The 13,653-nt window shown below is 43.7% G+C and carries 12 protein-coding genes and 1 pseudogene; 9 read left to right on the top strand and 4 right to left on the bottom strand.

Annotated features, from left to right (window positions below; translation table 11 throughout):
• Positions 1-78: 78 nt before the first annotated feature.
• The 9 genes and pseudogenes from E0485_RS02475 (at position 79) to E0485_RS02515 (ending at position 8,979) form a co-directional block, all read left to right on the top strand.
• Complete coding sequence (locus E0485_RS02475) at positions 79-1,272, top strand: pyridoxal phosphate-dependent aminotransferase (RefSeq protein WP_132416183.1); 1,194 nt, start codon at positions 79-81, stop codon at positions 1,270-1,272.
• A gap of 327 nt (positions 1,273-1,599) precedes the next feature.
• The gene (gene proB, locus E0485_RS02480) at positions 1,600-2,712 is read left to right on the top strand and encodes a glutamate 5-kinase (RefSeq protein WP_132416185.1); all 1,113 of its coding nucleotides are present in this window, start codon (positions 1,600-1,602) and stop codon (positions 2,710-2,712) included.
• Positions 2,713-2,741: 29 nt separating this feature from the next.
• Positions 2,742-3,989, top strand: coding sequence for a glutamate-5-semialdehyde dehydrogenase (locus E0485_RS02485; RefSeq protein WP_132416187.1), 1,248 nt, complete (start codon positions 2,742-2,744; stop codon positions 3,987-3,989).
• A gap of 13 nt (positions 3,990-4,002) precedes the next feature.
• Entirely contained in the window at positions 4,003-4,863 is an 861-nt protein-coding gene (proC, locus tag E0485_RS02490; RefSeq protein ID WP_132416189.1) for a pyrroline-5-carboxylate reductase, read from the top strand.
• A 41-nt stretch (positions 4,864-4,904) separates the two neighbouring features.
• A complete protein-coding gene (locus tag E0485_RS02495; protein WP_132416192.1) occupies positions 4,905-6,173 on the top strand; it encodes a 2,3-diketo-5-methylthiopentyl-1-phosphate enolase in 1,269 nt (422 codons plus the stop codon).
• The gene (locus E0485_RS02500; protein ID WP_132416194.1) at positions 6,170-6,880 is read left to right on the top strand and encodes a 2-hydroxy-3-keto-5-methylthiopentenyl-1-phosphate phosphatase; all 711 of its coding nucleotides are present in this window, start codon (positions 6,170-6,172) and stop codon (positions 6,878-6,880) included. Before E0485_RS02495 ends, E0485_RS02500 begins: the two co-directional genes overlap by 4 nt.
• Positions 6,877-7,572, top strand: coding sequence for a methylthioribulose 1-phosphate dehydratase (gene mtnB, locus E0485_RS02505; protein WP_132416196.1), 696 nt, complete (start codon positions 6,877-6,879; stop codon positions 7,570-7,572). The genes E0485_RS02500 and mtnB overlap by 4 nt, the downstream gene beginning before the upstream one ends.
• Before the next feature lie 471 nt (positions 7,573-8,043).
• Positions 8,044-8,553, top strand: a pseudogene (locus E0485_RS02510) (GNAT family N-acetyltransferase).
• A gap of 75 nt (positions 8,554-8,628) precedes the next feature.
• On the top strand, positions 8,629-8,979 hold the full coding sequence (locus E0485_RS02515; RefSeq protein ID WP_132416198.1) for a MerR family transcriptional regulator: 351 nt from the start codon (positions 8,629-8,631) through the stop codon (positions 8,977-8,979).
• Between the two features lie 179 nt (positions 8,980-9,158).
• Here E0485_RS02515 and E0485_RS02520 read toward each other — a convergent pair whose 3' ends face one another.
• The 4 genes from E0485_RS02520 to E0485_RS02535 form a co-directional block, all read right to left on the bottom strand.
• Complete coding sequence (locus tag E0485_RS02520) at positions 9,159-9,884, bottom strand: DnaD domain-containing protein (protein WP_132416200.1); 726 nt, start codon at positions 9,882-9,884, stop codon at positions 9,159-9,161.
• A 28-nt stretch (positions 9,885-9,912) separates the two neighbouring features.
• Positions 9,913-11,208 carry an asparagine--tRNA ligase gene (gene asnS, locus E0485_RS02525; RefSeq protein WP_132416202.1) on the bottom strand — a complete coding sequence of 432 codons (1,296 nt, stop codon included), beginning with the start codon at positions 11,206-11,208 and terminating at the stop codon, positions 9,913-9,915.
• 136 nt (positions 11,209-11,344) lie between these two features.
• A complete protein-coding gene (locus E0485_RS02530) occupies positions 11,345-12,547 on the bottom strand; it encodes an acetate kinase (protein WP_132416204.1) in 1,203 nt (400 codons plus the stop codon).
• Positions 12,544-13,419, bottom strand: a complete 876-nt coding sequence (locus E0485_RS02535; RefSeq protein WP_132416206.1) for a 3-hydroxyacyl-CoA dehydrogenase family protein — start codon at positions 13,417-13,419, stop codon at positions 12,544-12,546. The genes E0485_RS02530 and E0485_RS02535 overlap by 4 nt, the downstream gene beginning before the upstream one ends.
• Positions 13,420-13,653 lie beyond the last annotated feature (234 nt).

The raw sequence follows: 13,653 nt of genomic DNA on the forward strand, positions 1-13,653 counted from the left end.
TTTTGATAAATTTACAATGACTCAGATTCAATTGTTCAATGTACAAGAAAAATTATTATCGGAGTGTGAAGTTTTACGATGCCAGAATTAAAGCGTTCTTTTCACATACAGCCTGCTGATCGCATGATGGGATTGCCTACGCAATTCTTCTCCAGTCTTGTTGCCAAAGCAAATGCACAAATTCAAGCTGGACATGACGTCATTAATCTAGGACAAGGAAACCCTGATCAACCTACACCACCTCATATTGTGGAGTCAATGCAGCATGCAGCAAGCAACCCGCTGTATCATAAATACCCTCCCTTCTCTGGCTTTCGTTTTCTAAAAGAGGCTGTAGCTACCCGCTACTTGGAGGATTATGGCGTTACACTTGACCCTGATACGGAAGTCGCTGTCATATTCGGAGGAAAAACGGGGCTCATCGAATTGCCGCAATGCTTATTGAATCCTGGAGATGTATGCTTAGTTCCGGACCCTGGGTATCCCGACTATTGGTCAGGTGTTGCACTAGCAGGCGCACGCATGAGCTTTATGCCCTTAACGCAGGATAATAACTATTTGCCTGATTATTCCGCTATTCATCAGACCGATCTTAATCAAGCAAAGCTTATGTTCTTGAACTATCCTAACAACCCAACTGGTGCGATAGCGCCACTTTCCTTTTATCAAAAAACAGTAGAATTTGCACATCAACATGGAATTGTCGTAGCGAGTGATTTTGCCTATGGAGCTATTGGCTTTGATGGCCAAAAGCCTGTAAGCTTCCTGCAAGTTCCTGGTGCCAAGGAAGTCGGAATTGAATTCTATACGTTATCCAAAACTTATAATATGGCTGGATGGCGAGTAGGATTTGCGCTCGGAAACCCTAAAATCATTCAACTTATCAATCTCATGCAGGATCACTATTACTGCTCCCTGTTTGGCGGTATTCAAGAAGCTGCTGCAACGGCATTAACGGGTCCGCAAACTTGTGTGCATGAACTCGTTCAAATGTATGAGCAGCGCAGAAATGCGTTGTTTGATGCCCTACAATCGATTGGTTGGCAAGCTGAGCCTTCTGCAGGCTCCTTCTTCACTTGGCTGCCTGTGCCGCAAGGATTTACCTCTGCAAGCTTTGCTGATCTTATTCTGCGTGAAGCAAAGGTCGTCGTAGCACCTGGCGTTGGTTTTGGTGAACATGGCGAAGGCTATGTGAGACTCGCACTACTTGCTAATGAAGCAAGGCTTACTGAAGCGATTAACCGAATTGGCAATCTTCAATTATTCAAATGAGGATGTACCTTTACAGTGGCCTTGGTTATGTGGTATTTTATATAAAATAATTAACGTAGTGATGGGAATAGTAGGAATAAGCCGCTAAGTACAGAGAATGAGCTCCTAGTCTGGAAGAGCTCGTCTATAGCCTTCTCCGAACCCGCCCCTGAACGGTCAGTGATGAGCTGAACAGTACTCCCTGCTGTTATCCTGGGAATGTTTTAAGTTGGATGCGCTGTTATGCATCAATTAAGGTGGTACCGCGGAAGCTCAGACTTTCGTCCTTTACTGGACGGAAGTCTTTTTGTTTTTTACATATGAATTTTTTTACAGAAGGAGAAAGAAATGAACATGGAAGCTAATCGAATCGTCGTCAAAATTGGATCTTCTTCTCTCACCTCAGACACAGGCGGGCTAAATGTTGATCAAATGGCTTTCTTCGCCAAAGAACTTGCCAGCTTATATCAGGCTGGTTATCAAGTGCTGCTTGTTACGTCTGGTGCGGTGGCTGCAGGTTTTACCGCATTAGGATTTGAATCGCGTCCCAAACTGCTGCATGAGAAACAAGCGTCCGCAGCCGTCGGGCAGGCTCTCCTGATGCAGGCTTATCAAGATAAGCTCAGCAAGCATGGGATCGGGGCAGCACAAATTTTGCTTACTCGCTATGATTTTACAAGTCGTCAACGCGTGCATAACGCGTCTATGACCATAGATGAATTGCTCAAACGAGGCTTTATTCCCATTATTAATGAGAATGATACCGTATCGGTCAATGAGCTAAAATTCGGTGATAACGATACCTTGTCTGCGCTTGTGGGCAACCTAGTCAAAGCTTCGAAGCTCATGATCATAACCGACATTGATGGTTTATATACGGATAACCCACGCAGCAATCCGGAAGCTACGCGAATCGATCGAGTGACTGAAATTACGGAGGATATTTATCGGATTGCTGGCGGCTCTGGTTCAGCAGTCGGTACTGGCGGCATGCGTTCGAAGGTTGAAGCTGCGCGAATTGCGACTCGCGGAGGCGTATCTGTATTTATCGGCAGAGTGATGCAGCAAGGTGATCTCCTCCAAGCCGTTAACGATCACGGACATGGCACCTACTTCGATCCAAATGCAAATTCGAATAATTTATCGATGAAAAAACAATGGGTTGGCTATCATTCCATCGTCCACGGCTCCATCACAGTTGATCATGGCGCCGTTCTCGCACTTCAAAAAGGTGGCAAAAGCCTGCTGCCTGTTGGCGTAAAACAAGTAAGCGGCGAGTTCCACCCAGGAGATGTCGTGGAAGTCATCGATGAGAATGAAGTCATCATCGGCCGTGGTATAACGAATTATGCTTCATGGCAGCTTCAAGCTGTCGGGGGTTTATCTACAGACGAAGTGAGCAAACGGATTGAAGTTTCACGGATTGAAGTGATCCATCGTGATGAATGGGTTACGTTGTAATAAATAAAATAATCGAGGAGTGATATTTCATGAGTGAAGTGATTGAGAAAGCAACCTTAGCGAAGGAAACAACTCCACTGCTGGCCAATCTATCGACCCTTCAAAAGAATACCGCACTTAAATTAATGGCAGACGCCTTAATCGAGCATAAGGATTCCATTATTCGCGCGAATGAGAAGGATCTTGAGCGTGGACGTGAGAACGGTACAAGCACCTCGCTGCTTGATCGCTTACGTCTTAATAGCGAACGAATTGATGCGATGGCAGAAGGTTTATTACAAATTATAGACCTGCCCGATCCAATTGGAGACGTTCTCGAAGCATTCGACCGCCCAAATGGACTACATATTAAGAAAATCCGTGTTCCTCTTGGAGTAATTGGGATTATTTACGAGGCGCGACCTAACGTAACCGTTGATGCAGCAGGACTTTGTCTCAAAACAGGCAATGCTGTTGTACTGCGTGGCGGCTCTTCTGCCATTAGCTCGAATGAACGGATCGTAGCCGTTCTGCATGAAGCATTAAGCAAGTCTGATTTACCTGCTGATGCCCTTCAATTGATTATCAATACAGATCGTTCCTCTGCTAACGAAATGCTTAAGCTTAACGGATTGCTTGATGTGCTTATTCCACGTGGCGGACATTCGCTTATTCAGAATGTGGTCAAAAATGCAACTGTCCCTGTAATAGAAACAGGTGCTGGGATCTGTCATACGTTCATCGATGCCAGCGCAGATCTATCCATGGCGATCTCTATTGCAATCAACGCCAAGGTTCAACGACCTTCGGTATGCAATTCTATGGAAACCTTGCTCATCCATCAAGCATTTGCCGATCAGCACCTAGATGCAATCGTCAACGCCTTAACGGAGAATAATGTGGAGCTTCACGGTTGCCCAGAAACGGTAAAACGCATGCCATCCGTAATTCCTGCTACGAAAGAGGACTGGGATACAGAGTATGGCGATTATACGCTTAACATCAAAATTGTCAACGAACTGGATGAAGCGCTAAACCATATTAGAGCACATAGTACGATGCATTCAGAGTGCATTGTAACGGAAAATTCAGCTCATGCTGAGAAGTTCCTGCAGCAAGTCGATGCTGCGGCAGTTTATCATAATGCTTCAACTCGTTTTACCGATGGCTTTGAGTTTGGTTTTGGCGCAGAAATCGGCATCTCCACACAGAAGCTTCATGCGCGAGGACCTATGGGTCTGCCCGCTCTTACATCGACCAAATATCGTATCTACGGAAATGGACAAATACGCGGTTAAGGAGAACAACAAGATGATCACTAACTTACGAGACGCTCGAATAGCCATAATTGGCGCCGGTTCCATGTCTGAAGCATTAATACGCGGACTTATTAGGCATAATATCGCATTGCCTCATATGGTCTTTGTCATGAATCAATCCAACCAAGATCGGTTACAGGAGCTTCATAGACGTTATCGCGTCGCGATCCCTGCGGTAGAAGCAGATAAAGCTGGAATGATCAGAGAAGCTCATATTCTAGTGTTGGCGATGAAGCCCAAAGATATTGCGAATTCCTTGGCTAATATCAAACCACTTCTGAATCCAAAACAGCTGATTATTTCCGTTGTTGCAGGTGTCAAGATTCAGACGATAGAAGCCTTGCTTGAACGCTCTCTGCCGATCGTACGCTCTATGCCGAACACCTCTGCAACCATAGGTCTTGGCGCGACAGGCATTAGCTTCTCAAGTCAAGTTAGTGAACAACAAAAGGAAATCGCATCTGATATATTTGAATCGATTGGCGTTGTTACAACAGTTGACGAAGCTGAGCTTGATATCGTTACTGGCCTATCTGGCAGCGGTCCTGCATACGTCTACTATTTAATGGAAGCGCTCGTTAAAGCAGGAATGAATGGCGGACTATCGCAAGAAGCCGCTACTGCTTTGACTATGCAAACCTTGATCGGTGCTGCTAATATGGTGAAGGAGACTGGCGAATCCCCAGATGTACTGCGTCATAAAGTCACTTCCCCTGGAGGCACGACTAATGCAGCAATTGAGGTGCTGAATCAGTATCAATTCAGTGAAGGTATTCAACATGCCATTGCTCGTGCAACAGAGCGTTCAAAAGAAATGGGCGAAGAAATTGTGAAGAGCATGAACTTAAAATAATATCTTCTCCAGACTAATCGTAATTATCGAGGTGATCCTACATGATTGAATATTGTGTTGCAACCTATCGTTGCTATGATGATAAGGCTGATTTTGAGAAAAAAGCGACAGGTATAGCTGTCGGCTTGACCGTCGGCAGCTGGACTGACTTACCAGAGGCGCGTAAGACTGAGATGGAGAAGCATCTTGGTCGCGTTGTATCTATCGAAATCCACGAGCCTTCTGGCGATTCAGTGGATAAGAGATATGCGGATATCGCCATTGCATATCCCGATGTTAACTTCTCCCGTGATATCCCTGCCCTGCTCGTAACGGTATTCGGGAAGCTATCGATGGATGGACAGATCAAATTAATCGATCTGAAATTCTCCTCTTCCTTCCTTAGCGCATTCCCAGGGCCAAAGTTTGGCATGCAAGGGGTTCGTGATTTGTTAGGCGTACATAATCGTCCACTGCTTATGAGCATTTTCAAATCTGTCATCGGCCATGATTTGGCTGGACTTCGCGAGCAGTTCTACCTGCAAGCGGCTGGCGGCGTCGACCTGATCAAGGACGACGAGATCTTGTTCGAGAACCCGCTGACGCCGATCGAGCAGCGGGTTAGCGTCTGCCTGGAGGCGGCGCACCAGGCAAGTGAACGTACCGGTCAAAAGCTGCTATACGCAGCGAACTTGACCGGCAGCACAGCGCGCCTCGCGGAGCAGGCGCGCAAAGCGATCAGCGCGGGTGCGAACGCGCTGCTGTTCAACGTGCTGGCGTACGGGTACGACGCCCTGCACGAGCTTGCCACCGACCCAGAGGTGTCGGTGCCGATCATGGCGCACCCAGCGATGGCGGGTGCGCTCTATCCCGCGCCGAACCATGGCATCGGCGCGTCTGTGCTTCTCGGCAAGCTGATGCGGCTTGCCGGCGCTGACATCGTGCTGTTCCCATCGCCATACGGTTCAGTTGTCATGCCGAAGGCTGACAACATGGCGATCCAGCACGCACTGTTAACGAACAAGTCAGAAGATTACTTGTTCTCATTCAATTCGAGCAATGATGCAGCATTATCGCTTGCTCCTTCCTTCCCTGTTCCTTCGGCTGGCATCCATCCAGGACTCGTGCCGCTTATTCTGCGCGACTTTGGAACAGATGTCATCGTCAACGCGGGCGGTGGCATTCATGGACATGCGATGGGCACGATCGCTGGCGGTCAAGCTTTCAGACAAGCGATAGACGCTACGACACAAGGTATCTCACTACAAGATTATGCTTTAAGCCATCCCGAGCTGAAAGCAGCGATCGAGCAATGGGGAGTTAAACAATGACATTAGAAACGACTACACGATCTACTCATGATTCAATTAAACATACAGAGAAGCAGCGTGTCATCTTTTGTGATTTTGACGGTACGATAACTGCAAATGACAACATCGTCGCGATTATGAAGCATTTCCAGCCTCCAGGCTGGAAAGAGCTTGTGAAACAAGTCGTTAGCCGCCAAATTTCCGTTCGTCAAGGTGTCGGCGCCATGTTCCGATTACTTCCTAGTCATATGGAAAAGGAAATCACAGAATTTTCCATCCAAAACGCAGTAATCCGCGAGGGATTTACAGAATTCATTAATTATTGTAAACTAAACAACATTATTCTATTAATTACATCGGGCGGAATTGATTTCTTCCTCTACCCGATCCTTGAACCTTTTGACATTGCGCACGAGCAAATCTTTTGCAATGCTTCTTCTTTTAAAGAAGATACGATTGAAATCCTATGGCCTCATGCATGTGATGCGAATTGCGATAATGACTGTGGAATGTGTAAAACAACCATCATCCGCTCTTACCCGGCTTCTGAATATACACGAATTCTGATTGGAGATTCTGTTACTGATTTTGCTGGCGCTAAGCTTGTGGATACGATATATGCTCGTGCCCAGTTAATCGATTTATGTAAGGAGAGCCAATTGGAATATATTCCTTTTGATAATTTTCATGAGATTATAGGAAGTTTGGAGGTAAGATTAGAAAGATGAGTTTAGAAGTAGCGCAAGAGTGTAAACAACGTGCTTTCGCAGAATTGCACGACGTCAAAGTATTATTTGCAAATCGAGGTTGGTTCCCAGGAACAAGCGGTAATCTGTCGGTGATGGTAGAGTATGGCTCTCCATCCGACTTCGTTTTTGCTGTGACGGCTTCAGGTAAAGACAAAACCGTTCATACGCCTGAAGATTTTTTACTTGTTGATCAGCATGGTCGTCCTACGGAAACAACACATTTGAAACCTTCTGCAGAAACACTTATCCATTGTGAAATTTATCGGACAATGGGTGCTGGCGCTATTTATCACGTACATACGGTATACAACAACATCATCTCAGAGTTATATGAAGATCTAGGCTATATTCCAGTCGAAAAAGTCGAACTAATCAAAGCATTCAATATTTGGGAGCAGGATGCTCGAATTGAAATCCCTGTGCTGCCTAATTTTGCAGAGATTCCGAGGATCGCAGAGCTTGTTGAAGAGGCAATCAATCCGCAAATCCCAGGCATCGTGCTAAGCAATCATGGCATCTATGCATGGGGTGCGAACAGCTTCGAGGCGAAACGCCACTTGGAAGCTTTCGAATTCCTGTTTGAATATGTGTATCGGAAAAAGCTGCTGCTTCGTGATTTCGAAATGTTTAAGGCTGAACCACGTAATCTGCACGCCAAATCCATATCGTAAGTCGATCATTTATTAGGAAATTGCTATCGACAAAAAAGGCTATTTCAAAGTAGATAATATCTGCTGAAGAAATAGCCTTTTCCTTTTGGCTCATCTCATATTCAGCCAACGCCCTTTAACCGTTCTATTGAGCTCAATGCGGCAATTTTGGGTGCTTTTTCGGTAATTAATTTCGCTTTTCAGGAAATTTATTGCCGTTGCTCTCTGCCAACGCCATCAAACCGTGCCACCTTGCGCGATGCGGCAACTTTGGGAGCTTTTTCTGTAATTATTTTCCCTTTTTAGGAAATTCATTGCCGTTCGCACTCTGCCAACGTCCTCATACCGTGCCACCTCGCGCGATGCGGCACCCTGGCTTCTTTTTTCAAATTTACAATAAATTCATTTTTCAGTAAAATTACTTAGTAACAGCCGTGCTTGTCGTTATTCTGAGTTACTTAAAGCAAGCAAGCTCTTATTTGGAGGCGCACAATGAACGATACTGTACTAATCACAGATCGATTACGTTTAAGACAAATGAATCGGGATGACATTAATAAATTAATGGAGATATTCTCTGATCATGAAGCGATGAAATACTATTCTTCAACGAAGAATGAGCAGCAAGCGCTCGATTGGATTGATAAGAACATGTATCGATACGTTAAATACGGAGTAGGTCTTTGGATCGTAGAACATTAGGAAACCGGCAACTTTCTTGGACAATGTGGAATTGTACCTCAGGAAATAGAAGATGCCCTTTCAATGGAGATTGGCTATCTGTTTGTCAGACAGGAATGGGGCAATGGATATGCTACTGAAGCTGCACTTGCTTGTAAGAACTATGGTTTGGAACAAATGAATAATAAGAAAATGATCTCATTAATAGACATAAATAATAAGCCATCGGCTAAGGTTGCTGAACGAATCGGCATGAAGTATGTCCATACGATTAACAAATGGGGGAAAGAATTACATCTGTACGCCTCCTCTCCAAGCTGATCAATTTTGTTCACAATGTCTTTGGTAATTCGATTTCATCCCGAATCGAAATTTTTGTCTTGAAGGAGAAAACCAGTGAAAAAAGAAAATATTTTGTTACCAATTTCGATTATTATTCTTGGAGGATGCTTAATTTTATCAGCTTGGATAGTAACTAATGGGTTAAAAAATAATGAACATTTAGACCAATCTCTAAATAATACTACTCAGGCGAAAGCTTTAATGACTTCTAACGAAGCTGCACAATACATGGGAATTTCATTAAACGAGTTTGATTTGCTTATTACAAGTCAAGTTCGCGAAAAAGCAGTACTTCGTTCTTACGACACGTATAGGTACATTCCATTCATCGTGATCGGAAATCAAAGATTTTTTAATGAAACTGAAATAGATAAATGGATTGAATACAATATGCTTAATAAATAATGACCTTTAAGATACCATCGGCTCTTGTAATTGAAACTTTACAGAACCAACAGTCTAAGTTGTCGTTTGATTAGATTCGATAATTTTGTAACCTCTCAAAATGTTGTCACGCTACTCCTATAAATACAAAATCGGCACACAAGAACAATGTCTTATGTGCCAATTCACCTAAACCCTATTTACTTCAACCCACGAAAACGCTGAGAATACTGCTTAGCCTGCTCAACAGTACCAATGCGATTACGCTGCCATTCGAGCAGGATGCGATCCACATAGCGGAAATACAGCTTGCCTGTGAATACAGCCTCCTTTAGTGCAGCTAGAATCAACTCTTCCTTATAACCATCATGATCAATCCAGCCTGTGATCGTCTCAAGCTCCATCGGTGTTAATGGTCTAGCAAATTCTTTCTCGAAAATCGAGTACAGATCATTGCCTTGATTCACATCGCTATGGTCTTTATCCACATTTGAACCAGTTTTCGGTTCAGTTGATGAATTCTTCATGACAAAAGGCTGTCCCATCATCGTTAATAACGTAGGATCATCTAGCATGATCTCTGACATTGCTTGATACAGAGGCACCAGGTTATAACGTTCATAACGAACCCCTGTTTCAGGATCTTCACTCTCATCAATCAAGAACATGCCAACCTGATGCAAATTTTCGAGCAGCATCGAAATCTCCTGCTCAGAGACAGACATTCGAGATTGGAGTTCTTCGATAGTTGGAAAATCAATTCGTTCATTTTGTGTAAAAGCAATCAAATGAATGAGCATCATCGCTTCCGCTTCCGATAGCCCCATCCGCTTATACGTTCGAAGCAGTGCAAGTGGAACAACAACTGTCCCATTCATAAGCCCTTGTGTAAGCATAGCTTGAAGCTTACGCCCGTCCTGTTGCATTCGATCACCTCACCCGTTTGTATGCTAATTATGGGTATAGACGATACAACATACGAGGGAATGCGATTGTTTCACGTACATGGTCAAGTCCGCAAATCCAAGCTACTGTACGCTCTAGACCTAAACCGAAACCAGAGTGCGGCACAGTTCCGTATTTACGAAGATCCATGTACCATTGATAAGCTTCATCAGAAAGTTCATGCTCTTTAAAACGTTGTTCCATAAGTACTGGATCATCGATCCGTTGACTTCCGCCAATGATCTCGCCATAGCCTTCAGGTGCGATCATATCCGCACACATAACTACTTCTGGGCGATTCGGATCTGGCTTCATGTAGAAAGCTTTGATCTCAGTTGGGTAATGTGTAATGAATACAGGTGTGTCGAAGCTCTCGGCAATCGCTGTTTCATGCGGTGCACCGAAATCCTCTCCCCAAGTAAACTCATGTCCATTGTCTTGAAGGAACTTCACAGCTTCATCATACGTAATACGCGGGAATGGTGCGATACACTTCTCCAGCTTCGTAATATCACGCTCAAGCACTTCAAGCTCACTTTTACAATTCGTAAGTACAGATTGCACGATATGTGCAACAAATTGCTCTTGTACACGAAGGTTCTCTTCATGATCAACGAATGCCATCTCTGGCTCAATCATCCAGAACTCAATCAGGTGACGACGTGTTTTGGATTTCTCTGCACGGAATGTAGGACCGAATGAATATACGCGGCCTAATGCCATCGCAGCTGCTTCCATGTATAATTGACCACTTTGTGTCAAATAAGCATCTTCATCAAAATACTTGGTGTGGAACAAGTTCGTTGTTCCTTCACAGGAAGATGGTGTAAGTACAGGCGGGTCAACCAGCTTAAATCCACGCTCATCAAAAAACTGCTGAATCGCACGAATAATTTCAGCGCGAATCACAAGAATTGCACGCTGACGTGGTGCACGCAGCCATAAGTGACGGTGATCCATCAAGTAATCAATACCATGTTCTTTTGGTGTAATCGGATAGTCTTGTGTGACTTGAATGATTTCAACACCAGTAACGGTTAATTCATAGCCGAATTTGCTGCGCTCATCTTCTCTTACGATACCTGTCACATATAAGGAGCTTTCTTGCGTAAGGGATTTTGCGTTATCCCATATTTCCTCGCTCACTTCATTCTTAACGACAACCCCTTGAATGTAACCGGAACCATCACGAAGCTGCAAAAACTGAATTTTGCCGCTTGAACGCTTATTGTTAACCCAGCAGCCGATTGTTACAGTTTGTCCAACGTAATTTTTCACATCGCGAATGATACATTTTTCACTCATAAATTCCGCTTCCTCCCACATAGAAACATAAGAAATGCTTAAAGGAGGCAAGAATATGTTTCTTACCAACCCTTAAGCAACCAATACTGTTTCTTAATTGTACTATAACTTGCTTTTAATAAACAAGTGATCTCCCTTACTTCTTGCTTACAAGTTCAAATGTATCGCGAGCGATCATCCATTCCTCGTTTGTCGGGATCACAAGTACTTCAACTTTGGAAGTATCTTTGGAAATTCGCTTGTCAAATCCACGTCCTGTTTTATTGCGCTCGCTATCAAATTCTACACCTAAGAAGTTGAGCTTCGTACATACTGCTTCACGAACGACTACTGAATTCTCACCAACACCCGCTGTAAAGACGATTGCATCTACCCCATCCATTGCCGCAGCGTAAGCACCGATGTATTTACGAAGACGGTAGATGTACATATCGAATGCTAATTGAGCATTCTGATCGCCAGCTTCCATCGCTTCTGTAACTTCACGCATATCACTGGAAATTTTGGAAATCGCAAGCAATCCACTATGTTTATTCAACATGGAGTTCGCTTCGCTGACTGTTAAATCTTCTTTACCCATTGCATAAGTCACAACCGCTGGATCGATATCCCCTGAACGAGTACCCATCATAAGTCCTTCAAGCGGTGTCATACCCATTGAAGTATCAACGGATTTACCACCATCAATAGCTGTAACTGAAGCACCATTACCGATATGGCATGAAATGATTTTAAGCTCTTCAATTGGACGACCAAGGAATTCTGCTGTACGCTCTCCAACATAAAGATGTGAAGTACCGTGCGCACCATAGCGACGAACTTTATGCTTCGTATAGAAAATTGTTGGGATCGCGTACATGTAAGCACTCTTCGGCATCGTTTGGTGGAATGCTGTATCGAATGTGAATACGTTCGGCACGTTTGGCATGTTCGTTTGAACCGCACTTAATCCTAGCAAAGCCGCTGGATTATGAAGAGGTGCAAGGTCAATCAAGCGCGTAATTTCTTTCTTCACGCTATCATCAACAATAACTGATCCAGAGAATGCTTCGCCGCCGTGAACGACGCGATGTCCAACTGCATCAATTTCATCGATGCTTACAAGCACACCTTGCTGCTTGTCAACGAGCTTATCAAGAACTTTACGAATTGCTGTTGTATGTTCAAGTATTTCACTAACTTCTTTGATTTCTTCTTTATCTTTAGGCTCATGGACAAGGATCGCAGAATCCATACCGATTCGCTCTACTCGACCTTTCGCTAATACATCATTATTTGCCATATTGAACAATTGGTATTTCAACGAAGAACTACCTGCATTAATAACTAAAACTTTCACAGACGGTCACCATCCTTATCGTATTTGAAGAAGCCTTGTCCAGTTTTGACGCCAAGATGACCTGCATGAACCATTTGCTTCAGCATAAAGGATGGACGGTATTTCAACTCACCGTACTCACGGAACATTTGCTCAAGAGCCGCAAGAACGGAATCCAGACCAAAACGATCTGCCATCTCAAGAGGCCCTTTGTTGAACTGATAGCCAGTACGCATTGCACGATCAATTTCCTCTGCTGATGCAACGCCTTCTGACAATGTATGCATCGCTTCGTTAATAAGCAAGCAAATCAATCTTGTCGTAACAAAACCTGGTGATTCAAATACTTGAATGCCTGTCTTCTCTAATGAATTCGTTACAAATCCAAGTGTTTCGGTATAGGTCTTATCGGAAGTTTTCATTCCGCGGATAATTTCAACTAGATCGATTTTGGACACAGGATATACAAAGTGCATGCCAATTACGCGTTCCGGATTGTTTGTTGCTGCTGCAAGCTCAGTTAAGCTTAGTGTTGATGTATTACTTGCAATAATCACATCACTTGGACAAACTGCATCAATTTGACGGAAAACTGTTTTCTTCGCTTCAAGGTTTTCCGTAATAGATTCAATCACTAAATTACAATCAGACAAATCATTCATATCAGTTGATCCATGAATTTTACCAAGAATAAGTTTTTTCTCAGACTCCGTGATTGCCCATTTTTCTAGCTGCTTGTCAAGTGATAATTGAATTTGTTCCAGTGAGGAAGCAAGAAGCGGCTCAGATTGTTCAATAAGTTGAACATCCATCCCTTTCTTAGCTAGCATTTCAGCAATGCCTCTGCCCATCGTTCCTCCGCCAATTACCCCAATCTTTCTATAGAGTTCCATGATCAAAGCTCCTTCTTATTCATCTTGTAAATGATGACCTCTGCATTGAAATTAGTATATGCAAAATATGATAAGACCAAAAAAACGATATCATCGTCAAAGTACTATAATTTCTGTGAAATAAATCACATTTTTACTCTGAGCGATCCGTACTTTACACCTACTTGGACGAATTTCAAATAAGAAGTCAAAGCAAATGAGCCGTCCTTAGACGACTCTAATATTATACACGAA

It is taken from the genome of Paenibacillus albiflavus (genome assembly GCF_004344915.1).
In the GTDB taxonomy this organism is placed as follows: domain Bacteria; phylum Bacillota; class Bacilli; order Paenibacillales; family NBRC-103111; genus Paenibacillus_AM; species Paenibacillus_AM albiflavus.